This is a genomic window from Arthrobacter sp. D1-17 (assembly GCF_054130535.1).
The window spans coordinates 1,664,868-1,687,478 of sequence record NZ_CP096382.1; the positions used below are offsets into that span (position 1 = coordinate 1,664,868).

At 66.0% G+C, this 22,611-nt stretch carries 20 protein-coding genes and 2 tRNA genes; 17 read left to right on the plus strand and 5 right to left on the minus strand.

All coding sequences use genetic code 11. The features are described from left to right. Window positions 1–31 precede the first annotated feature (31 nt). The 3 genes from gltX (at window position 32) to M1E01_RS07750 (ending at window position 3,893) form a co-directional block, all read left to right on the plus strand. A complete protein-coding gene (gene gltX, locus M1E01_RS07740) occupies window positions 32–1,555 on the plus strand; it encodes a glutamate--tRNA ligase (protein WP_457974469.1) in 1,524 nt (507 codons plus the stop codon). A 17-nt stretch (window positions 1,556–1,572) separates the two neighbouring features. Then, window positions 1,573–2,301 (plus strand): HAD family hydrolase, encoded by a 729-nt coding sequence (locus M1E01_RS07745; RefSeq protein ID WP_457974470.1) that lies wholly within the window; start codon window positions 1,573–1,575, stop codon window positions 2,299–2,301. Between the two features lie 131 nt (window positions 2,302–2,432). Next, complete coding sequence (locus M1E01_RS07750; RefSeq protein ID WP_457974471.1) at window positions 2,433–3,893, plus strand: protein adenylyltransferase SelO; 1,461 nt, start codon at window positions 2,433–2,435, stop codon at window positions 3,891–3,893. Between the two features lie 11 nt (window positions 3,894–3,904). Here M1E01_RS07750 and M1E01_RS07755 read toward each other — a convergent pair whose 3' ends face one another. Together M1E01_RS07755 and M1E01_RS07760 are read right to left on the minus strand one after the other, a co-directional pair. Further along, complete coding sequence (locus M1E01_RS07755) at window positions 3,905–4,582, minus strand: SGNH/GDSL hydrolase family protein (protein WP_457974472.1); 678 nt, start codon at window positions 4,580–4,582, stop codon at window positions 3,905–3,907. A gap of 16 nt (window positions 4,583–4,598) precedes the next feature. After that, window positions 4,599–4,811 carry a hypothetical protein gene (locus M1E01_RS07760; RefSeq protein WP_457974473.1) on the minus strand — a complete coding sequence of 71 codons (213 nt, stop codon included), beginning with the start codon at window positions 4,809–4,811 and terminating at the stop codon, window positions 4,599–4,601. 179 nt (window positions 4,812–4,990) lie between these two features. Here M1E01_RS07760 and M1E01_RS07765 point away from each other — a divergent pair. From M1E01_RS07765 to M1E01_RS07780, 4 genes are all read left to right on the plus strand, one after another. Next, window positions 4,991–5,062, plus strand: a tRNA-Gln gene (locus M1E01_RS07765). Between the two features lie 130 nt (window positions 5,063–5,192). Beyond that, window positions 5,193–5,265, plus strand: a tRNA-Glu gene (locus tag M1E01_RS07770). Window positions 5,266–5,406: 141 nt separating this feature from the next. After that, complete coding sequence (locus tag M1E01_RS07775; RefSeq protein ID WP_457974904.1) at window positions 5,407–7,164, plus strand: dynamin family protein; 1,758 nt, start codon at window positions 5,407–5,409, stop codon at window positions 7,162–7,164. Continuing rightward, complete coding sequence (locus M1E01_RS07780; protein ID WP_457974474.1) at window positions 7,161–8,777, plus strand: GTPase; 1,617 nt, start codon at window positions 7,161–7,163, stop codon at window positions 8,775–8,777. The genes M1E01_RS07775 and M1E01_RS07780 overlap by 4 nt, the downstream gene beginning before the upstream one ends. A 38-nt stretch (window positions 8,778–8,815) precedes the next feature. Here the strand turns inward: M1E01_RS07780 and M1E01_RS07785 are convergent, their stop codons facing one another. Next, window positions 8,816–9,367 carry a DUF1697 domain-containing protein gene (locus tag M1E01_RS07785; RefSeq protein ID WP_457974475.1) on the minus strand — a complete coding sequence of 184 codons (552 nt, stop codon included), beginning with the start codon at window positions 9,365–9,367 and terminating at the stop codon, window positions 8,816–8,818. Window positions 9,368–9,456: 89 nt separating this feature from the next. Continuing rightward, a complete protein-coding gene (locus M1E01_RS07790) occupies window positions 9,457–10,176 on the minus strand; it encodes an IclR family transcriptional regulator (protein WP_457974476.1) in 720 nt (239 codons plus the stop codon). 111 nt (window positions 10,177–10,287) lie between these two features. Here M1E01_RS07790 and leuC point away from each other — a divergent pair, with 111 nt between their 5' ends. The 6 genes from leuC to M1E01_RS07820 all read left to right on the plus strand — a co-directional run bounded on the left by leuC (window position 10,288) and on the right by M1E01_RS07820 (window position 16,870). After that, the gene (gene leuC, locus M1E01_RS07795; RefSeq protein ID WP_457974477.1) at window positions 10,288–11,742 is read left to right on the plus strand and encodes a 3-isopropylmalate dehydratase large subunit; all 1,455 of its coding nucleotides are present in this window, start codon (window positions 10,288–10,290) and stop codon (window positions 11,740–11,742) included. Between the two features lie 8 nt (window positions 11,743–11,750). Further along, entirely contained in the window at window positions 11,751–12,353 is a 603-nt protein-coding gene (leuD, locus tag M1E01_RS07800) for a 3-isopropylmalate dehydratase small subunit (RefSeq protein WP_457974478.1), read from the plus strand. A gap of 238 nt (window positions 12,354–12,591) precedes the next feature. Then, the gene (gene murA / locus M1E01_RS07805; RefSeq protein ID WP_457974479.1) at window positions 12,592–13,917 is read left to right on the plus strand and encodes a UDP-N-acetylglucosamine 1-carboxyvinyltransferase; all 1,326 of its coding nucleotides are present in this window, start codon (window positions 12,592–12,594) and stop codon (window positions 13,915–13,917) included. A 9-nt stretch (window positions 13,918–13,926) separates the two neighbouring features. Next, window positions 13,927–14,673, plus strand: a complete 747-nt coding sequence (locus M1E01_RS07810; RefSeq protein WP_457974480.1) for a lysophospholipid acyltransferase family protein — start codon at window positions 13,927–13,929, stop codon at window positions 14,671–14,673. After that, window positions 14,670–15,722 (plus strand): NAD(P)H-dependent glycerol-3-phosphate dehydrogenase, encoded by a 1,053-nt coding sequence (locus tag M1E01_RS07815; protein WP_457974481.1) that lies wholly within the window; start codon window positions 14,670–14,672, stop codon window positions 15,720–15,722. Before M1E01_RS07810 ends, M1E01_RS07815 begins: the two co-directional genes overlap by 4 nt. Window positions 15,723–15,724: 2 nt before the next feature. Next, window positions 15,725–16,870, plus strand: a complete 1,146-nt coding sequence (locus M1E01_RS07820) for a D-alanine--D-alanine ligase family protein (RefSeq protein ID WP_457974482.1) — start codon at window positions 15,725–15,727, stop codon at window positions 16,868–16,870. A 75-nt stretch (window positions 16,871–16,945) separates the two neighbouring features. On the opposite strand, the gene M1E01_RS07825 is transcribed toward M1E01_RS07820, so the two are convergent. Continuing rightward, window positions 16,946–17,395: a DUF3515 domain-containing protein gene (locus M1E01_RS07825; protein WP_457974483.1), complete on the minus strand. Its 450-nt coding sequence runs from the start codon at window positions 17,393–17,395 to the stop codon at window positions 16,946–16,948. A gap of 229 nt (window positions 17,396–17,624) precedes the next feature. On the opposite strand from M1E01_RS07825, the gene thiL reads away from it, so the two are divergent. The 4 genes from thiL (at window position 17,625) to rsmD (ending at window position 22,610) form a co-directional block, all read left to right on the plus strand. After that, the gene (gene thiL / locus M1E01_RS07830; protein WP_457974484.1) at window positions 17,625–18,650 is read left to right on the plus strand and encodes a thiamine-phosphate kinase; all 1,026 of its coding nucleotides are present in this window, start codon (window positions 17,625–17,627) and stop codon (window positions 18,648–18,650) included. Between the two features lie 22 nt (window positions 18,651–18,672). Then, window positions 18,673–19,668: a DAK2 domain-containing protein gene (locus M1E01_RS07835; protein ID WP_457974905.1), complete on the plus strand. Its 996-nt coding sequence runs from the start codon at window positions 18,673–18,675 to the stop codon at window positions 19,666–19,668. 2 nt (window positions 19,669–19,670) lie between these two features. Further along, on the plus strand, window positions 19,671–21,941 hold the full coding sequence (locus tag M1E01_RS07840) for an ATP-dependent DNA helicase RecG (protein ID WP_457974485.1): 2,271 nt from the start codon (window positions 19,671–19,673) through the stop codon (window positions 21,939–21,941). A 63-nt stretch (window positions 21,942–22,004) separates the two neighbouring features. Further along, window positions 22,005–22,610, plus strand: coding sequence for a 16S rRNA (guanine(966)-N(2))-methyltransferase RsmD (gene rsmD, locus M1E01_RS07845; RefSeq protein ID WP_457974486.1), 606 nt, complete (start codon window positions 22,005–22,007; stop codon window positions 22,608–22,610). The last annotated feature ends 1 nt before the right edge of the window (window position 22,611 follow it).

A 22,611-nucleotide genomic window follows, 5' to 3' on the forward strand; every position in this document is an offset into this window, starting at 1 on the left:
TGAACGGGCAGGCGGTAAAGTTGGAGTCACTATGACTACTCCTTCTGCGTCGAACGCCGTCTCCAGCTCTGCCCTCCGTGAAGTCACTGCCGAAACACCCGTGCGTGTCCGGTTCTGCCCTTCGCCTACCGGCACCCCGCACGTAGGCCTAATCCGCACCGCCCTGTTCAACTGGGCCTACGCCCGGCACACAAAGGGCACGTTCGTGTTCCGCATTGAGGACACAGACGCCGCGCGCGACTCGGAGGAGAGCTACCAGCAGCTGCTCGAGGCGCTGAAGTGGCTTGGCATCACGTGGGAAGAAGGCGTGGAAGTCGGCGGACCGCACGAGCCGTACCGCCAGTCACAGCGACTGGACCTCTACAAGGACGTGGTCGCCAAGCTTGTCGAGGCCGGCTACGCCTACGAGTGCTACTCCTCACCGGAAGAAGTGGAGGCACGCCACCGAGCTGCCGGGCGCGACCCCAAGCTGGGCTACGACAACTTCGACCGTGACCTGTCGGACGAGCAGGTGGCAGCGTTCAAAGCCGAGGGCCGCGAGCCCGTGCTGCGCGTCCGCATGCCCGACGAGGACGTCACGTTCACGGACCTGGTGCGCGGTGAGATCACCTTCAAGCCCGGCAGTATCCCGGACTACGTCATCGTCCGCGCCGACGGCTCCCCGCTGTACACGCTGGTCAACCCGGTGGACGATGCCCTGATGGGTATCACGCACGTTCTCCGCGGCGAGGACCTGCTCTCCTCCACACCCCGCCAGGTGGTGCTGATCCGGGCCCTCATGGACATCGGCGTGGCGAGCTACATGCCGGTTTTCGGCCACCTTCCGTATGTCATGGGGGAGGGAAACAAGAAGCTGTCCAAGCGTGACCCGCAGTCGAACCTCTTCCTGCTCCGTGACCGCGGCTTCATCCGCGAGGGCCTGCTCAACTACCTCTCGCTGCTGGGTTGGAGCCTGTCCGCGGACGAGGACATCTTCACTGTGGACCAGCTCGTGGAGAACTTTGACGTCAAGGACGTCCTGGCCAACCCTGCGCGCTTCGACATCAAAAAGGCCGAAGCCATCAACGGCACGCACATCCGCATGCTCGACCCGGAGGATTTCCGCGGCCGGCTGGTTCCCTACCTCCGGGCTGCAGGGTTCGTGGGGGAGAACCTGACCCCGCGCCAGGAGGAGATCCTGGCCGAGGCGGCCCCGCTGATCCAGGAGCGCATCTCCCTGCTGGGTGAAGCACCTGAAATGCTGGCCTTCCTGTTCAAGAGCGACGACGGGATCGACATTGCGGATGACGCCCGCAAGGGGCTGCCCCAGAACCTGGACGAGGTGCTCGACGCCGCGCTGGCAGCGCTCGGGCCCATCGAGGACTGGAGCGCAGAGAACATCCAGACGGCCCTGAAGCAGGCGCTGGTGGAAGATCTGGGAATCAAGCCGCGGCAGGCCTTCGGACCGGTCCGCACCGCTGTCTCCGGCCGCCGTATATCCCCGCCCCTGTTCGAGTCCATGGTGATCCTGGGCAAGGAATCGTCACTGGCCCGCCTGCGCGCTTTCCGCGGCTGATGCAGGGGCAGACGGGCATGGAAGCCAGCGTCGTCCTTGACCCCCGCTTCGGCGCGGTGGCCGGGGTCCTTTTCGACATTGACGACACACTGGTTGACTTGGCCTTTTCCATGACCACGGCCCTGCGCGACGTGAGTGAACATCTCCTGCCCGGCCTGGACCAGGCCGGGTGGGAGAGGTTCGGCAGGATCTTCACGCACGAAACCACGCATTACTACGACCGCTACCTGACCGGCGAACTGACCTTCAACGAGCAGCGGCTGCTCCGTGGGCGTGCGGCACTGGGGCATTTTGGCGTTGATCTCGGCGAAGGCGAAGAAGCGCATACCTGGCTCACGTCCTATGCCCGCCTTCAGCCGAGCTACGTCAGGGCCTTCGAGGACGTCCCGCCGCTGCTTGATGCGCTGGACGCTGCCGGCATACCGTACGGCGCCGTGAGCAACAACGTGCATGACTACCAGCGCGCCAAGCTCGACAGCGCGGGGCTGGAACGGATCCGAAGCCTCGTGGGCACCGACACTGTGGGCGTGCCGAAGCCAGATCCTGCCATCTACCTGGAAGGCGTGCGCCTGCTGGGCAGTTCCCCGGGCAGCACCCTTTATGTCGGCGACAACCTCCTGCTCGATGCGGAAGGCTCGACGGCGGCCGGCCTGGTTGGCGTCTGGCTGAACCGGACGGGGGAGTCCGCGCAGGACTACGAGGGGCATGAGGTCGGGACACTGCTCGAGTTGCTGGTCCAGGCGTAGCAGGCAGGCGGCGGCGCCGGCGGCCAGGCGTCTGCATGCCGCCGCCTTGGTTGGCGGCGGGGCAACCGGCGGGGGCACCGGCGGGGCCACTGGTCTGGCCGTAGTCGGCGGACCGCCGGTAGTCTTGGTTGATGAGTACCGCAACCCCTTCGACGGTGACGTTTGACGGGCGCTTCGCCCGGGAGCTCGCTGAAATGGCCATCCCCTGGCAGGCGGCGGAGGTCCCGGAGCCGCGGCTGCTCGTGCTCAACGAGCCGCTGGCCGCCGAGCTCGGCTTTGACCCCGCTGCCCTGAGGAGCCCTGACGGTCTGCATCTCCTCACGGGCAACAGTCTTCCTGTGGGGGCGACCCCCGTGGCGCAGGCGTACGCCGGCCACCAGTTCGGCTGGTTCACCCCCCGCCTTGGTGACGGCCGGGCTGTCCTGCTCGGTGAGGTCGCCGACGCTGACGGGCGCCTGCGGGACATCCATCTCAAGGGCTCCGGCCGCACCCCCTTCGCCCGGGGAGGCGACGGCCTCGCCGCCGTCGGCCCGATGCTGCGTGAGTACATCGTGAGCGAAGCCATGTACGCGCTGGGTATCCCCACAACGCGTTCCCTGGCCGTGGTGGCGACCGGCAGGCCGGTGTACCGGGAGACCGAGCTGCCGGGGGCAGTGCTGGCACGGGTGGCCAGCAGCCACCTTAGGGTCGGCAGCTTCCAGTACGCGCGGGCGACGGGCGACGACGATCTCCTGCGGCGGCTCGCCGACCACGCAATCGCCCGGCATTACCCTGCCGCCGCGAATGCGGACAACCCTTATCTCGCCTTCTTTGAGGCTGTACTGGCCTCCCAGGCGGCGCTCGTGGCGAAATGGATGCTCGTGGGATTCATTCACGGAGTCATGAACACCGACAACATGACCATCTCAGGGGAGACCATCGACTATGGCCCGTGTGCCTTCATGGAGGGATTCGACCCCGCCACGGTCTACAGCTCCATCGACGAGGGCGGACGCTACGCCTACGCCAACCAGCCCGTCGTCGCCGAGTGGAACCTGGCCAGGCTTGCCGAAGTTCTCCTGCCCCTGATCCACGAGGACCAGGAACAGGCAGTCGCGCTGGCGGTGGAGTCTCTCGGCGCGTTCCGCCCCCAGTACAGTGCCGCCTGGTCGGCCGGGATGGTGGCCAAGCTCGGTCTGGAAACGCTCGACGACGACGAGACGTCGCCTTTGGTGGACGGCGTGGTCACCGTTCTCCAGGCCGGACGCGTTGACTACACGACGTTCTTCCGGCGGCTCGGCGCCGCGGCCCGGGGCGATGCCGAAACCGTTCGGGCCCTGTTCCGGGATCCGGCCGGTTTTGATGCCTGGGCGGAGAATTGGCTGGCATTCGGTCCGGACGCAGCCTCGATGGACAGGGTCAATCCCTTGTACATTCCCCGCAATCACCTGGTCGAGGAGGCCCTGGCCTCCGCTGTCGGCGGCGACCTCGGTCCCTTCGAACGGTTGGTGGAAGCGGTAAGCGCTCCATACGACGAGCGCCCCGGACTGGAGCGGTACGCGGCCGCCGCCCCGGAGAGCTTTGGACCCTACCGCACCTTCTGCGGAACCTGAGAGGACGAACATTATCGGCCGCCCAGTTGTGTATTGTCCACGATGACGGTGGTGATGCCTGGCTGGGAACCCTGCGTGGCCAGCACGGCGATGCCCCGGGCGATTTTCGCGCCGCCCAGGGCAGACGGCTCGATGGGGTTCGCATAATCGCTGTCCTCGCCGCAGAGGAGGCGCAGGTCGATCAGGGACATACGCAGGGAGAACGCGGCCCGGGTAATGCAGTCGTTGAAAACCGCGAGGGCAGTCCTAATGGTCCGGTACCCGGGTCCGCTGGAAGGAGTGTCGTAGATGGTGCACACGGCGGCGGGCAGGCCTGTAGAGGCCACTGCCTTTGCCATGGCCTGGTAGCCGGCAGCGAAGTCATCCTGGGCAGCGGCGAGAATGTCCAGCGCACCTGTGACATCTCCTGCAGGCATGTGCAGAATGTCGGCGAAACCGAGGGCGTCATTGCCGCCGACACTGACCACAAGGTGTGTTGCATCCTCCGGCAGAAGGCGCAGCTGCCGGTCCACACCAGCCATCACGTCGCCGTCGACAGCCAGCAGGGTGGCCTGCCACCCGGGCGGGAGCTCCTGGCGGAGTTGCGTGATGACATCCGGGTCATCGCCCACGTACGCCTTGTTATCGAAAATAGAATCGCCCAGCAGCACCACGTGGCCGGATGGGGCCGGCTCGCCCGCCATTGTCATTGCGTCTCCCCGTCCCTCACGTGGCGTCCCCTTCAACTGTTGTATTCCAGGCATAGGGATTCGTGCCGGACCCTCCGCTGCGGCATTGGTCGTAGCCGTGCTGCCATGCATCCCGCACAGCGGAGACCAGACCGGCCAGCAACGGGTAATAGGGGTGGTCGGGCCCGATGAAAATCATCTCTTCGCGGGCCGTATCGATGATCCTGCCAACATCGCTCACCGTACTCATGCCGCATACTGACATGAAAATTTTCCCTTGGCGAGGGCAGGACCAGGGGGTGATGCACCTAACAGCCGATGACGCCGCTGCCGATTTGTGCAGGGCCGGTCTCTCGGGTAAAGTAATTACTCGTGCTGAGGCGCTCGGAGCGCAGGATTGATCCTGCGGGACCGGCCCGAAAGCGACATTGGGATATGGTGTAATTGGCAACACTACGGTTTCTGGTACCGTCATTCTAGGTTCGAGTCCTGGTATCCCAGCTCAGAATTCTCGGCGCAATGGCGCCGGTTTTCTGGAATTTCAAAGCGAATTACCGATTTGAAATTCACGCTGAATGTGTGAAAGAATCATTCAGCCCGAACGGCAGAAATGCTGGTCGGAAAAGTACAAGGCCCCATCGTATAGCGGCCTAGTACGCCGCCCTCTCACGGCGGTAACGCGGGTTCGAATCCCGCTGGGGTCACAAAATCCCCCGGAGCCAGGCTCCGGGGGATTTCTTTTTTGCCATGCCTGTTGTGCTTGGGCGGATACGGACCCGGACAGCAGCTGGCATGATGAAGCTGTGACCTCTTCCAACGAGCCGGCGCCGTCTTCTGACAACACGCTGTCCAGTGGCCAGTCATCCGTCGAACAGGCAACCGGTGCAGTGGCGCTCCTTGAGGCCGTGCACCGCGACCTGGCCGCCGTCTCCCTCCCGCTGGCCCTGCCCGGCGTTGAGGAAGCCAGGCTGGAGATCCGCCGGTCCGTGGCCCAGCTCGAGGACTACATCCTGCCGCGCTACCGCAGCCTGGATGCTCCGCTGCTGGCTGTCGTCGGCGGATCCACCGGAGCGGGCAAGTCGACGCTGGTCAACGCCCTCGTCGGGCATCCGGTCACTCGGGCGGGAGCAATCCGCCCCACAACGCGGCAGCCAATCCTGCTGCACCACCCTGCAGAAGGGGACTGGTTTGAGAACCAGCGTGTCCTGCCCCACCTCAGCCGCATCCGCGGTGCCGTCGTCTCGACCCAGGTCCCGGCCAACCAGGCGGGGCCGGCTCCGGACCCGGCCTCCATCTCTTCGCTCGTTCTGGTGGCAGACACCGCCGTCCCTGCCGGAATAGCCCTTCTTGACGCGCCTGACGTTGATTCCATCTCCGACGACAACCGCAGGCTCGCACGGCAGCTGCTGGCAGCGGCCGACCTCTGGGTCTTTGTCACCACCGCCAACCGCTATGCAGACGCCGTTCCGTGGAAGCTGCTGCTGGACGCTGCTGCCCGGGACATCATGGTTGCCGTGGTGCTGGACCGGGTTCCGGCCGCCGCAGAAGAGGAAGTCAGCACCGACCTGCGGTCCATGCTGGCCCGCGAAGGGCTTGGCGGCGCCCAGCTTTTCATCGTCCCGGAGGTCGCGCTTGACGCCCTGGGCATGCTGCCGGCCGGCGCCGTCGAACCGTTGAAGACCTGGCTGGCAAGTCTTGCCGCCGATGCCTCGGCGCGGGCAGACATTGCCCGGCGGACACTGAACGGGACCGTGAAAGCACTGGGACAGCGTGTCGAATCCGCTGCTGAAGCAGCCATCGGGCAGCAGCGCGGCACCGCGCTGCTGGCGGGTGATGCGCGGAGCGCATATGAAGACGCAGTGTCACGGATTCTTAATGCCACCAGGGACGGCGCGCTCCTGAGGGGCGAGGTGCTGGCCCGCTGGCAGGATTTCGTGGGCACCGGCGAATTCTTCCGCAACGTAGAACAGAACATCGGCCGGTTCAGGGACCGGATGGGCGCGTTTTTCCGGGGGGAGCCCGCCCCTGCTGTCAAAGTGGAAACTGCGATCGAAACGGGCCTGCAGGCGGTCATCCTGGATGAAGCGGCCAACGCGGCCGAGGACACAGACCATCGCTGGCGGTCGAACCAGGCCGGGAGGCAGTTGCTCGGCACGGACGATCTCTCCGGAACGTCACCGGGTTTTGCCGAAGACGTTGCGGCCGAGATCAGGGCCTGGCAGGGGAGCCTGATGGAACTGATCCGGACCGAAGGGCAGGGCAAACGGACCCAGGCCAGATGGCTGTCCTTTGGCATCAACGGCCTCGGAGCGGCCCTCATGATCGTGGTGTTTTCGATGACGGCGGGCCTGACCGGACTGGAGATCGGCGTGGCAGGCGGCACCGCCGTCGTCGGTCAGAGGTTGCTCGAAGCCTTCTTTGGCGAGGACGCTGTGCGGCGGCTTGCCCAGACCGCCCGTGAGGACCTCCATGCCCGGTGCCAGAAACTGCTGCAAGGGGAGCAGCAGCGGTTCCTGGAACGGCTGGAATTTGATGAGGGGCCGTCGCCTGAAACGCTGGCCAACTATGCGAGGTCATTGGTCCGGCTGGCGGACGCCGCATGAGCAGCCGCCACAGCCTGGCGCGGGAAGCAAGCCGGCTGGGAACCAGGCTCGAGGCGCTCAACACAGCGCGGCAGTTGGCCGACGGTGTGCTGCCGCGGGAGGCGCTGGACGAGGTCTCACAGGTCCTGGACCGCGCCAGTTCACGAAGGTCGCTGTCCGCGGACCACACCGTGGTGGGCTTTTTCGGTGCCACCGGCAGCGGCAAGTCCACGCTGTTCAATGCCGTCAACGGGGCTGAAATAGCGACGGCGGCGGCGCGCCGGCCCACCACATCGGAACCGCTGGCGAGCGTGTGGGGAGTGGAGGGCAGTGAATCCCTTCTTGACTGGCTGGAGGTGCGTCAGCGGCACCCCGCCGATCCTGTGCCGGGGTTCGCAGACGAATCCAGCGGGCTGATCCTCCTGGACCTGCCGGACTTCGATTCGACCAGGACGGCAAACCGGGAAACAGTGCAGCGGCTGGTGGGCATGGTGGACGTTCTTGTCTGGGTGCTGGACCCACAGAAGTACGCCGATGCAGCCGTGCATCAGGATTTCCTGGCCCCGTTGGCTTCCCACGGCGCTGTCACCCTGGTGGTGCTGAACCAGATCGACAGGCTTCCGGAGGCCGACGTCCCCATGGTCCTGGAGTCGCTGAAGGGAATCCTCGCACAGGACGGCCTGGGCAAAGTCCAGGTCATCGGTGCTTCGGCGCTTACCGGCACTGGCGTGGACGCTGTCCGTGCTGCAATCCGCGGAGTTGTGGCCCAGAAGGCGGCACTGTCCTTGCGCCTCTCCGCCGATGTCTCGCGGGCTGCCACCCAGCTGCTCGACGTGTCCGGGGAGGGGGAGGCTGCAGGGGTGACTGGAAGCGCCCGCTCCCGCCTTGCTGAGGAGCTGGCCGTTGCTGCCAATGTCCCCCTTGTGGTGGATGCCGTAGGCAGGTCCTATCGGCAGGAATCGGCCCGCCGCACCGGCTGGCCGGTGACAAGGTGGCTGGTGCGGTTCAGGCCGGACCCGCTGCGGCGTCTGAACCTTCGCAGCGGTGCCAATCCGGAAGTGAACAGGACCTCCCTTCCGGCGCCGGGGGCGCCGGAACGGGCCCGCACGGACGCCGCCGTCCGTGAGTTTGCGGATACCGCGAGCGACGGCGCGCCCGGGCCCTGGCGCGCCTCGATCCGGAGTGCTGCGCGGCAGGGCCGGGACCGGCTCCCGGACGCGTTGGACCAGGCCATTGCGGGCACCGACCTGAAGGCGGGAAAGAAATCCTGGTGGTGGGGGCTCTGCAATGTGGTCCAGTGGCTTGCGCTGCTGACCGCGCTGGCCGGTCTGGTGTGGCTCGGCGTGCTCGCCGTCCTCGGCTACCTGCAGCTTCCGGTCCCGGAGGTTCCCAAGGTGGAGGGCTGGCCGATTCCCACGCTCATGATTGCCGGAGGCGCGCTGCTGGGGATAGTGCTCGCCGTCACCGCGAAATTCATCACTGCCGGGGTTGCGCATGCCCGGGCCACGGCCGCCCGTAAACGCCTTAAGGCGGCCGTTAGCCAAGTGGCGGGGAAACACGTCATTCAGCCGGTGGAAGCGGAAATCGGCCGGCTGAAGGCCTTCACGGTGGCTCTCCAGGCTGCCAGCAAGTAGCAGGCTGGCTGGACGGTGGTCAGGTGCCCTGGAGGCTGTCAGAGGCCGCCGTGTTCGAGGGCCCCTGCGGCATCACGTACCTTTATCATGGTGCGGAGGTTCCGTGTGGTCGTCGAGGCCTTGTACTTGGGCTTGGCGGAGAGCCTGCTGAAGGGGCTTTCCAGTGTTCCCCCGGCCGGTGCCAGCCATGCTGTGGCTTCCGGCCCCAGCCGTGTCTGCTCCACGCCACCCAGCTCGGCGGCGGCATCGAACAGTTCGTCAAGTGCTCCCTTATCCGAAGCGAGGGTGAGGTACGTGTGCGTGGTTTTGTCATCGGCAGGGTAGGGGCATGCGTTCACGAGCTCGGCCACGCGGTCTGCTGTGAGCACCACCACCCACGCGTCATAGCCGAAGGAGTCGCGGAGGCAGGCCTCGACGGCTTCCTTCACGGCTGCAGGGTCCAGCTCGCTGGCCAGCACGACATTGCCGCTGGCCAGCAGCGTCTTCACCCCTTTGAACGGGCAGGCCTCGAGGGCACGTTTGAGGTCGGCCATCTTGATGTTGATGCCCCCTACGTTGATTCCGCGAAGGAACACTGCATAGCTGGTCATCGGCCCAGAATACTGTGCCGGCCGATTTAGGAGGCGTGGGCGGGCCGTTCCGTGGCGAGTTGCCCTGCGGCCAGTTGCTCGACGATGTGTTAGTCGCTGTTCTTGCGCAGCGCCTCAGTGAGGGCCCGAGCAGCGTTGCAGACAACTTCCGCATGCAGGCGGCCGGGCTGCCGCGTGAGCCGCTCGATGGGACCTGAGATCGAAACGGCCGCGATCACCCGACCGGACGGTCCGCGGACGGGCGCTGAGACTGAGGCGACTCCAGGCTCACGTTCGCCAAGGCTCTGACCCCAGCCCCGCCGTCGTACTCCTGCCAGGACAGTGGGCGTGAAGCGGGCGGACTGCAGCCCCTCCAGCAGGCGGTCGTGGTCCTCCCAGGCGAGCAGAACCTGGGCCGCGGAACCGGCCTTCATGGACAGCTGGGTACCGACAGGAATTGTGTCGCGGAGTCCTATGGGCCGTTCAGCGGAGGCGACGCAGACCCGCCAGTCGCCTTGTCGGCGGAAGATCTGGGCGCTCTCGCCGGTGGCGTCGCGCAGCTGCATCAGAACCGGACCAGCCGAGGCAATGAGCCGGTCCTCCCCCGCAGCGGAGGCGAGCTCCACCAGGCGGCTGCCGAGCACGAACCTGCCCTGGATGTCCCGGCTCACCAGGCGGTGGTGGACAAGCGCCAGCGCGAGCCGGTGCACTGTGGGTCGTGCCAGCCCCGTTGCCGCTACCAACTGTGCAAGAGTCGTAGGTCCGGCCTCAAGCGCATCGAGCACCTGCGCGGCTTTATCAATGACACCGACTCCACTAGAATTGTCCATGTAATGATATTGCCGTCTCATTATCTGAGATGCAAATCTTTTGACTGGCTTATAACAGCCGTCTGCTGTTTCAGTAGAACTAACAATCAACAGCTGTGAAGGGAGATGGCCATGGCGAACACATTGGCCGAGAAAGTCTGGGACGCGCATGTGGTGCGCAAGGGCGACGGCGATGGTGCCAGTGCCCAGCCCGACCTTCTGTACATCGACCTTCACCTCGTCCACGAGGTGACGTCACCGCAGGCCTTCGAGGGCCTGCGCCTGGCCGGCCGCAAGCTGCGCCGCCCGGACCTCACCATCGCCACCGAGGACCACAACACTCCCACACTGGACATCGACAAACCAATTGCCGACCTGACCAGCCGCACCCAGATCCAGACCCTGCGAAACAACTGCGCCGAGTTCGGCGTCCGCCTGCATTCTCTTGGTGATGCCGAACAGGGCATCGTGCACGTGGTCGGTCCCCAGCTCGGACTGACCCAGCCCGGCATGACCGTTGTTTGCGGCGACTCCCACACCTCCACCCATGGCGCCTTCGGCGCTCTGGCCATGGGTATCGGCACATCCGAGGTGGAGCACGTCATGGCCACCCAGACGCTGTCCCTGAAGCCCTTCAAGACGATGGCCATCAACGTCGAGGGCACCCTGCGCCCCGGCGTCACGGCTAAGGACATCATCCTGGCCGTCATCGCCAAGATTGGCACCGGCGGCGGCCAGGGTTACGTCCTGGAGTACCGCGGCTCGGCCATCCGGGCGTTGTCCATGGAAGCGCGGATGACCATCTGCAACATGTCCATCGAGGCAGGTGCCCGCGCCGGCCTGGTCGCTCCGGACGAGACAACCTACGCCTACATGAAGGGCCGCCCGCACGCGCCCGAAGGCGCCGAGTGGGATGCCGCCGTCGAGTACTGGAACACGCTGCGGAGCGACGACGACGCGGTCTTCGACGCCCAGGTGGATCTCGACGCCGACACGCTCGAGCCGTTCGTCACATGGGGCACCAACCCCGGCCAGGGCGTCTCCCTCTCCGCCAAGGTCCCCTCGCCCAACGACTTCGGCGACGAGAACGCCAAGGCCGCCGCCGAACGGGCCCTGCAGTACATGGGACTCCAGGCCGGCACGCCCATGAAGGAGATCCGGGTGGACACTGTCTTCCTTGGCTCCTGCACCAACTCCCGCATCGAGGACCTGCGCGCCGCCGCGGACATCATCCGCGGGCGGGAAAAGGATCCCAAGGTCCGCATGCTGGTGGTTCCCGGCTCTGCCAGGGTCCGCCTTGAGGCCGAGGCCGAGGGCCTGGACAAGGTGTTCAAGGACTTCGGTGCGGAGTGGCGCTTCGCGGGCTGCTCCATGTGCCTGGGCATGAACCCGGACCAGCTGGAGCCGGGGGAGCGCTGCGCCTCTACCTCCAACCGCAACTTCGAAGGACGCCAGGGCAAGGGCGGACGCACCCACCTGGTGTCGCCGGTCGTGGCAGCCGCCACTGCCGTGCGCGGCACGCTGAGCTCACCGTCGGATCTTGATCCGGCACCGGAATCCGCAGCCCTCCAGACCGACGCAGCCTAGGAAAACCCATGGAAAAGTTCACAACCCACACCGGAATCGGCGTCCCGCTGCGCCAGAGCAACGTCGACACCGACCAGATCATCCCCGCTGTCTACCTGAAGCGGATCACCCGCACGGGCTTTGAGGACGCACTGTTCTCGGCCTGGCGGAAGGACCCCGCCTTCATCCTGAACCAGGAGCCGTTCAATGCCGGCTCCGTACTGGTTGCAGGTCCGGACTTCGGTACCGGCTCCTCCCGTGAACACGCCGTGTGGGCGCTGAAGGACTATGGCTTCAAGGCCGTCCTGTCATCCCGGTTCGCGGACATTTTCCGGGGCAACTCGGGCAAGCAGGGGCTCCTGGCCGCCGAGGTAGCCCAGGATGACATCGAGCTCATCTGGAAGACCCTGGAAAACGCACCCGGCACCGAGGTGACTGTCGATCTCGTGTCGAAGACCGTCATGTGTGGCAACGTGGTGGCTCCGTTCTCCATTGATGACTACACGCGCTGGCGCCTGCTTGAGGGCTTGGACGACATCGGGCTGACCCTGCAGCACGAGGCAGACATCACGGCCTACGAAGCCACCCGCCCGGCATTCAAGCCAAAGACGCTGCCGGCCAAGCTTTCCTAAAGGGCTCTCCTGCCTGTATGGGCGGCGGCGCGCCCGGCAAAAACTGATACTGGAAAGCGCTGCAGGGCCCGCCGTGGGCCGGGTTTTACCCGCCCTGGCGGGCCTTGCGCATACCTCCGGACCGCCTGGCGCCCCCGGGGCGGACGGGCCCGTATTTCGGTTCGGTAACGCAAGCTCATATGCTTAGCTGGTGCCTTTGTAAGGATTTGGGGGCGAGTAGTCGTGAGGAAACCGGTAAATGAGTAGTGTTCTGACAATCCGCGGAGGCGTCCCGCTGACAGGCCGAGTAACGGTCCGCGGTGCCAAGAACCTTGTGCCCAAGGCCATGGTGGCCGCGCTGCTGGGCAACGAACCCTCAGTGCTCCGGAACGTTCCGGAAATTAAGGATGTCGAGGTTGTCACCAGCCTGCTGCAGCTGCATGGCGTCACCGTCGTTAAGGATCCTGTTAGCGGTGACCTCACCCTGGACCCCAAGGATGCAAAGACGGCTCCCAGCACGGCGATTGACGCCCACGCCGGCGATTCCCGAATCCCGATCCTGCTCTGCGGACCCCTGATCCACGCGATCGGCGAGGCCTTCATTCCGGACCTCGGGGGCTGCAAGATCGGCGACCGCCCCATCGACTTCCACCTGGACGTGCTGCGCCAGTTCGGAGCCGTCGTCGAAAAGCGCCCGGGCGGCATCCACATTTCTGCACCCAGGGGACTGCACGGAGCCAAGATCTCCCTGCCCTACCCCTCGGTCGGCGCCACGGAGCAGGTCCTGCTGAGCGCAACCCGCGCCGAGGGCATCACCGAACTCTCCGGTGCGGCCACCGAGCCTGAAATTGTCGACCTGATCGCTGTGCTGCAGAAGATGGGCGCCATCATCAGCGTCCAGACCGACCGCACCATCCGCATCGAGGGTGTGCGCGATCTCGGCGGCTATAACCACCGTGCACTCTCGGACCGCAACGAGTCAGCATCCTGGGCCTCCGCTGCCCTTGTGACCCGCGGCGACATTTTTGTTGAGGGCGCCTCTCAGCGCGACATGATGACCTTCCTGAACACCTTCCGCAAGGTGGGAGGCGGCATGGACATCGGCGACGACGGCATCCGCTTCTACCACCGCGGCGGAAAGCTCTCCCCGCTGGTGCTTGAGACTGACGTCCACCCGGGGTTCATGACCGACTGGCAGCAGCCGCTCGTCGTCGCTCTCACGCAGGCTGAAGGGGTGTCGATCGTCCACGAGACTGTCTACGAGAACCGGTTTGGGTTTACGGACGCCCTGATCCGCATGGGCGCTTCCATCCAGGTCCACCGTGAATGCCTGGGCAGCGTGCCGTGCCGTTTTGGCCAGCGCAACTTCCTGCACTCGGCCGTCATTTCCGGACCGATGCAGCTCAAGGGAACGGATATCGATGTTCCGGACCTGCGCGGCGGCTTCAGCCACCTCATCGCTGCCCTCGCTGCTACCGGCACTTCCCGGGTGACGGGCATCGACATCATCAACCGCGGCTACGAGCGCTTCACCGAGAAGCTGGCCGGGCTCGGCGCCGATTTCGACATCACCTCTGAGAAGTAGCGTGCCCCAGTGAAGGAATCGGCCAAGAGCCACATCACGTTCATGATGATCGCCACGATTGCGCGGCCCCTGCTGAACCTGATGATGAACAAGAAGTGGGAAGGGATGGAAAAGCTCCCCGCAGGGGGCTTCATTGCCGCACCCAACCACTGCACCGAGATCGACCCCATCGTGATCGGGCACCTGCTCTATAACCAGAAGCGGGCGCCGCACTTCCTCGCCAAGGCCGGGCTTTTCCGGGTGCCCGTGCTGGGCAGCGTGCTCCGCGCCGTCAAGCAGATCCCGGTGGAACGCTCGACGGCGGGGGCGAACCGCTCCCTGCAGCTGGCCAAGGAGATCGTTGCGGAGGGCGGAGCGATTGTGATCTACCCGGAAGGAACGCTGACACGCGATCCCGACCTGTGGCCGATGAAAGGCCACACGGGTGCCGCGCGACTTGCCCTCGAGGGCGGTATCCCTGTGGTGCCCATGGCCCATTGGGGCGCCCACGAGGTCTTCCCGCGCTACGCCAAGCGGTTCCACCTGTTCCCGCGGAAGACCTCAAAGATCCTGGTCGGTGACCCGGTGGACCTGTCCCGCTTCGAAGGCCGTCCCCGGGACAAGGCCACGCTCATCGAAGCGACTGAGGTCATCATGGACGCTGTCACTGCATTGTTGGCCGAGCTGCGCGGCGAACAGGCGCCGGCTGAGCGCTGGGACCCGGCGGCTCACAACCAGACTAAGCATGGCCGCGACGTCCAGCGGGGCGGGAAATGACGACTGGGCAGCGCCGCACCGGCTCTGCCGTGTCGGTGGCAGTCCTCGGCGCCGGCTCGTGGGGTACCACGTTCGCGAAAATCCTCGCCGACGCCGCCACTGCCTCAGACGTTGACCGGCGGATCCGGATCTGGGGCCGGCGCCCGGAGGTCGTGGAGCAGATCAACAGCCTTCATCGGAACCCCCAATACCTCGCTGACGTCGAACTGCCCCCCAGCATCTCGGCGTCCACCGATGTCGCCGAGGTGCTCTCGGGGGCCGACCTCGTGGTGCTTGCCGTGCCGGCACAGTCCCTGCGGCTGCAATTACGCGAGTGGAAATCCCTGATCGCAGGGGATGCCCTTGTGGTGTCCCTGATGAAGGGCCTCGAGCTGAGTACCGACGCGCGCATGAGCGAGGTGATCCGGGAGGAGCTGGACATTCCCGTCGAGCGCATCGCCGTCGTCTCCGGACCCAACCTGGCCATGGAAATCGCCAGGGAGGAGCCCACCGCCTCCGTCGTCGCCTGCGCCGACTCGGCGGCTGCCGGCTGGCTGGCACGCAGCTGCACAGCCCCGTACTTCCGCCCCTACACCACCTCCGATGTTGTTGGCGTCGAAATCGGCGGCATCGTCAAAAACGTCATTGCGTTGGCCGTGGGAATCTGCGAGGGAAAGCAGATGGGGGACAACACCAAAGCTTCCGTCATTACCCGCGGGCTCGCTGAAACGTCCCGGCTGGCTCTTGCGCTGGGCGGGGAGGCGCAGACCATGGCCGGGCTCGCCGGTCTCGGGGACCTCGTTGCTACGTGTTCCTCGCCGCTGTCGCGGAACCACACGGCCGGACGCCTCCTCGGGCAGGGCCTGACCTTGGATGAGGTGGCGGAAAAAATGACCCAAACCGCCGAAGGCATCAAGTCCGGGCAGGCAGTGCACGAACTTGCCGGTAAGCTCGGAGTCGAAATGCCAATTACCGCGGCCGTGGTCGCAGTGCTGGCCGGAAAATTGTCCGTTGACCAACTGGGGCCGCTACTGCTGGCCCGGGAACTGAAACCCGAAGGCGATAACTGACAGTGTCGGAAGAAAACTTGACCGCAGCGGACAATGCCACTACGCGCAAGCCCCGTGTTGCGGTGCTTTTCGGCGGGCGTTCCAGCGAACACGCTGTCAGCTGCGTGACTGCAGCAGGCGTTCTGGGGGCAATTGACCGGACGAAATACGACGTCATTCCCATCGGTATCGCCAAGTCAGGACAGTGGGTCCTGGCCGGCGAGGACACCGCCCAGTGGTCGCTCTCGTCATCCTCGCTGCCCGAGGTGCTTGCGTCGGCCCAGACGGTCACGCTGACCGAGATCGGCGGCGAGCAGCAGCTTATCGTGGCCTCGCCCAATGAGGTGCCGCAGGAACTCGGCACGGTTGACGTGGTCTTTCCCCTGCTGCATGGGCCGTTCGGTGAGGACGGCACCATCCAGGGGCTCCTGGAGCTTTCGGACACCCGTTACGTCGGCGCCGGCGTGCTCGCCTCAGCCGTGGGCATGGATAAACACTTCATGAAGGTGGTCTTCGAGGCCGCCGGGCTGCGGGTGGGTCCCTACATCGCGGTGACTGACCGGCAGTGGCGCAATGACCCCGAATCCGTCCGCAAGCGCGTTGACCTCCTGGGCTTTCCCGTTTTCGTCAAGCCTGCACGTGCCGGCTCATCCATGGGCATTTCCAAAGTTGATTCCCTCGACGACCTTGACGCCGCCATTGAAGCAGCCCGCAAACACGACCCCAAGCTCGTGATCGAGGCCGGCATCGTGGGCCGCGAAATTGAGTGCGCTGTGCTTGAAGGCCGCGGTTCCGACGCCCCGCGGACCTCCCTCCCCGGCGAAATCACGGTTGCGGAGGGCGACCACCAGTTCTACGACTTCAACGCAAAGTACGTCGACGACGCTGCTGAGCTGAGCTGCCCCGCCGACATGCCCGAGGAAGCCATCGCGCGCGTCCGTGAACTCGCAGCGCTGGCATTCGACGCTGTGGGTGCCGAGGGCCTGAGCCGGGTCGACTTTTTCTACACTCCTGACGGCGCCGTCATCATCAACGAGATCAACACAATGCCCGGCTTCACCCCGAAGAGCATGTACCCGCAGATGTGGGCCGCGTCCGGCCTAAGCTATCCGGAGCTGATCGACGAACTGATCCAGCTGGCACTGTCCCGCAAGACCGGCCTCCGCTAATACCCACCGGCACCCTAACCTCGCTCCGCTTCGGCCAGGGAACCCTGCCGGCGTGGGCCCAGGAGCGGGACCTGTCTATTTGCTGGCCGGCAGGTCCTGAAGCTCCTCCTGGCCGACGCAGTTTCGGCTGGCCGGAACCTTCGCGGCCGCTGCTGAGAGGTCGGCCAGAACGGTGGCCGAGCTGATCTGTTCCGGGTCCATCAGGATCTCCGTGGCCGGCTCCCGCCCGTACGTCGTCAGCGTCCAGACCGGGTTCCCCTCCTTGATCACCCAGTCAACGCCGTTGACGGTGACGCAGCGGTCCGTGGTTGGCCCCGGCACGTTCACACCACAGCGCAGGATTACCCGGGACGGATCTCCCCACGCCGCCGTTGCCTGGCTGTTCGTCTTGCGTAGGCGGGCATCGCCGATGGCGTCCGGGAGCGCCACCATCATCGGCGCACAGTCCGGGTTCGCCGCATCTGCCGCGGGGGCGACATCGACGGCGGGGGAGCAGCCGCCGAGCGCAAACGCGGCGGCTGTCACGGCCAGCACCGCCCCGACCCGGCGCCTGGTTCCGGCCGCCGACCTACTTCCTGATGCTGAGATGTTTCCGGCTGTTACAGGGGCGGCGGAGCGGCAGAGCATAAGTCAACCCTATCCTGCAGCGGCTGCCGGATAGAGCCGTAGCCGTAGCCGTAGCCGTCACCGGGCCATGGTGCAGCCAGGAGACGCAGGCGGGAACAATGTCGCCCTGCCGCGGTAGCGTAGTGGCGTGCATCCAACTCCCCTGACTGTCGCCGACCTTTCCGAAACCGATCTGCTCACGCGGATCTTCCCCCGGCTGGAGTTGGACGCTGCACACCACGCTGCCGTGCTCCTCGGGCCCGGTGATGACGCCGCCGTCGTCGCCGCGCCGGATGGCCGGACGGTCGTCAGCATCGACACCCAGGTCCAGGACCAGGACTTCCGCCTTCAGTGGCGCAATGGCTACCGGAGCTCCGGCTATGACGTGGGGTGGAAGGCCGCGGCGCAGAACCTCAGCGACATTAACGCCATGGGTGCAGTCGCCACCTCGCTGGTCGTCAGCCTGACAATGCCGTCCGCGACGCCCGTCGAGTGGGTCGAAGATCTCGCTGATGGACTTGCGGCCGCGATCGGGAAACTGGGTGCCGGATCATGTTCTGTGGCGGGCGGAGACCTCGGCCGGGGCGGCGAACTTTCCATCACGGCCGCAGTCCTCGGCACCCTGGCAGGGGGACAGCCCGTGCTCCGTTCCGGGGCGGCTGCCGGAGAGACGCTGGCGATTGCAGGCAACGCCGGATGCGCGGCAGCAGGATTGGCGCTGCTGGAATCGGAGCACCCCCTGGAGTCGCTCACACCCGAACTGCGGCTGCTGCTGGACCTTCAGTGCCGGCCGGAGCCGCCGCTGGAAGCCGGCCCCGCCGCCCGGCTGTCAGGAGCCACGGCCATGATGGACATTTCGGACGGCCTCGTCAGGGACGGCGCCAGGCTCGCCCGGGCCAGCAACGTGGTACTCGACCTGGATGTCCCCTCCCTCAGGCTCCTGGCAGCGCCGCTGCAGTCCGCCGGACTTCTGTTGAAAGCCGACCCCCTGGCCTGGGTACTGGGCGGCGGGGAGGACCACGGGCTCCTTGCCACATTCCCTGCGGGAGTCCAGCTGCCGCCGGGGTTCACTGGGATAGGCTCAGTACAGGCCCGCGGCACGACTGAAGCGGCGGGCGTAACCGTAGCGGGACGGCCCGCTGACTCCGTGGGATGGGATCACTTTGCAGACTAAGATTGCCGCCAACGCGCCAGCGATGAAGCGGTGGTTGGGCAAGGCCGAAACGGCGCTGGGCAACCACAGCGACCGCCTCAACGCGATCAACATCTTTCCCGTGGCCGACGGCGACACCGGCACCAATCTTTATCTCACGGTCCGCGCGGCAACGCGCTCCCTTCAGCAGCCTCTGCCGGATGCGGCTGGCCAGAACGACGTCGGTGCAGTCCTCGCCAGGGCCGGCCAGGCTGCAATGGAGCAGGCCAGAGGCAACTCCGGCACCCTGTTTGCGGTCTTCCTCTGCGCCGCCGCCGAGCCCCTGTCCGACCAGCCGAGGCTTACCGCCAGTCTGCTTGCCACCGCCCTTAACAGGGCCCAGATCAGGGCATGGTCCGCGCTGAGCAATCCTGTTCCCGGAACCATGCTGTCGGTTATGGAGGCGGCGGCGCGTGCCGCGGCCGCTGTTGATGTTGCCCAGCAGGGCAACGACAGCAACCACGCCCTGGGATTGGTGCTCGACGCCGCCGTCGCTGCAGCACTGGAGGCGGTGGTGCATACCGAAGAGCAGCTCGATGCCCTGCAGGCTGCGCACGTGGTGGATGCAGGCGGCGTGGGCATGCTGCTGATCCTCGACTGCCTGCGGTCCGCGGTGCTGGGCGAGGAGCTCCAGAGCGAGCTGCTGGACGGCCTGCACGGCTACGACGTGCAGGATCCCCATATCCATGCCGACCTTCCGGATGATGACGGTGTCGAGGTCATGTGCACCGTCAGCCTGTCGCCGCTCGATGCCGCCACCCTGAGGCAGCGCCTCGACGAACTCGGTGATTCTGTGATCATGAGCCAGGTGGAGCGTTCACCGGACCCGGAGGGCCGGTACCGCTGGCGGGTCCATGCCCATGTCCTTGACTCCGTCCCCGCACTGGAGCTGATCCGCTCCCTTGGTGAACCCACAGATGTGTCCTTCAGTGAGCTTGTGCGGCCGCGCGACCCCGCCCCGGTGCAGGCCGATGCCGGGAGCAGCCTTGAGGGACGGTGAGCATGAACGCTGAGCTTGAACTGGGTTTGGAACGCCGGATCGGCAAGCGTTCTGCGGCCGTGGTTGAAAAGCACCTGGGCATCACCACGGTCGGCGGCCTGCTCAATTATTTCCCCCGGCGCTACCTCAGCAGGGGCGAGCTCACCCCGATCAGTGGGCTGCCCCTGGATGAAGAAGTAACGATCATCGCCCGGGTCATTTCGAACAGCACCCGGCAGATGCGTGCGCGCCGCGGTTCCCTGACCGACGTCGTGATTTCCGATGGCGCCGCCGGCCGCCAAGGCGCAGGGCTGCCGGGCACGGGCTCCGCGGTACCGGGGCACACCGGGACTCTGAAGATCAGTTTTTTCAATGGCTACCGCGCCAAGGCCGAGCTCCAGCCCGGCCGCCGCGCCTTGTTCTCCGGCAAGGTCACCCGCTACGGCGGGTCCCTGGGACTGACCAACCCGGACTTCCTGCTGCTTGACGAAGACCCGGACAGCCCTGGCATGGACCCGGAAAAGCTCGCGGCGATGCCCATCCCGGTCTATCCGGCCACGGCGAAACTGACCAGTTGGTCCATCCAGAAAGTCATCTCCACGTTGCTGGACACCGTGGACCTCGCCGCGCTGGCGGACCCGCTGCCTGCCGGCATTTCCGCCCGCGGAAAGTTCCTGCCGCTGCCCGAGGCCTACCGGCTGATCCACGCACCGCAGACACCTCAGGACTGGCGCCGGGCACAGGACAGGTTCAGGTACCAGGAGGCTCTGGTCCTGCAGTCCGCCCTGGCGCGCCGCCGTGCCCAGCTGGCAGCGGAGGAGGCGACGGCCCGCCGGCCGGTCGGCGACGGGCTGCTGGCAGCCTTTGACCGGCAGCTTCCCTTCACCCTGACCTCCGGCCAGGCAGCAGTGGGCAAGACGCTTTCGGGAGAACTGGCCCAGGATGTCCCCATGAATAGGCTGCTGCAGGGTGAAGTCGGTTCGGGCAAGACCATTGTGGCGCTCCGTGCCATGCTCCAGGTGGTGGATGCCGGGGGACAGGCTGCCCTGCTGGCACCCACCGAAGTCCTGGCGGCGCAGCACTTCGACTCGATCAGGCGGACGCTGGGGCCACTGGCAAGCGACGGCCTGCTCGGCGGTATGGGCGACCACACCGTCCAGGTCAGCCTGCTCAGCGGATCCATGCCCACAGCCGCCCGGAAGCAGTCGCTGCTTGACGCCGCTTCAGGCACAGCAGGCATCATCATCGGCACCCACGCCCTGCTCAGCGACAACGTCTCCTTCTACGACCTCGGACTCATAGTGGTGGACGAGCAGCACCGCTTCGGCGTGGAACAGCGCGACGCCCTGCGCGCCAAGGCCAGCAGGCCGCCGCACCTGCTGGTCATGACCGCCACCCCCATTCCCCGTACAGTCGCGATGACGGTGTTCGGGGACCTCGAAACATCCGTTCTCGATGAGCTGCCGTCCGGCCGGGCGCCGATCACCACCCATGTGGTGGGCCTGGCGGAGAACCCCGCCTGGGCGTCCCGCATCTGGTCCCGGTCCCGCGAAGAAATCGAAGCCGGCCATCAGGTCTACGTCGTATGCCCGAAGATCGGAACGGACGACGACGGCGATTTCAGTCCGGGGGAGGCGGAACCAGGCCCCGGGGAACCGGAGGGCGACGGCCCCGCCCGCGAACTCGCTTCGGTGACTGCCGTCGTCGAGCACCTCCGTGAGGAGCCGTCCCTGGCGGGGGTGCCCCTGGCACCACTGCACGGGCGCCAGGATCCCCTCGTGAAATCAGAGACTATGGCCTCGTTCACGGCCAATAAGACAAAACTCCTGGTATCCACCACGGTCATCGAGGTGGGCGTGGACGTGCACAACGCCACGCTCATGGTCATCCTGGATGCGGACCGGTTCGGCATCTCGCAGCTTCACCAGCTGCGCGGCCGCGTGGGCCGCGGCGGGCTCCCGGGAACCTGCCTGCTGGTGACCACGCTGGAGCCGGGGCATCCGAGCCGCCGCCGCCTCGACGCCGTCGCGGCCACGACTGACGGATTTGAGCTGTCCCAGGAGGACCTGAAGCTGAGGCGTGAAGGCGACATCCTCGGTGCCTCCCAGTCCGGCGGCAGGTCCACGCTGAAGCTCCTGCGGGTGCTCGAGCATGAGGAGATTATTGCCCGTGCCCGCCAGGATGCCCAGGACATCGTGGGGTGCGACCCCTCGCTGACCGCCCATCCTGCGCTGGCGGAAGCCATCGACCACTACCTGAACCCCGAAAAGGAGGCGTTCCTTGAACGCGGTTAGCAGCACGGAAGCGGTGGAACCTGTGAGGGCGGAACCTGTGACAGCGGAAGCGGGGCCGGCAGCATGAGCCGGATTGTGGCGGGGGCCGCCGGAGGAACCCCCCTGGTTAGCGTTCCAGGCTCACTTACCCGCCCCACCACGGACCGGGTCAAGGAAGCTCTGTTCTCCCGGCTCGATGCCTTCGACGTCCTGGCAGGCTCACGTGTGCTTGATCTTTACGCCGGCTCCGGTTCGCTGGGCGTCGAGAGCGCCAGCAGGGGAGCCGGCACGGTTGACCTCGTTGAATTCGCCGAGAAAGCCAGTGCGGTGTGCCAGCGGAATGCGGACCTCATCAACACCGTGCTGGGCCGCAAGGCACTGACGGTGCACCGATCCCGGGTGGAGTCATTCCTGGAGCGCACTGAGGAGGACACGCAGTGGGACGTCGCCTTTCTCGACCCGCCGTACACGCTGGACGAACAGGCGCTGGGAGCTGTCCTTGAGAAGCTCGGCCGGCACCTGGCCGTGGGCGCGGTTGTCGTCGTCGAGAGGTCGTCGAGGTCTCCGGAGCCGTCCTGGCCCCCGACCATGGAGCGGTTTACGGAGAAGAAATACGGTGAGACCCGGCTGTGGTTCGCCGAGCCGCCCAGCGAAACGGACGCAGACGTCGATCTTGAGGCGGAGGACTGAG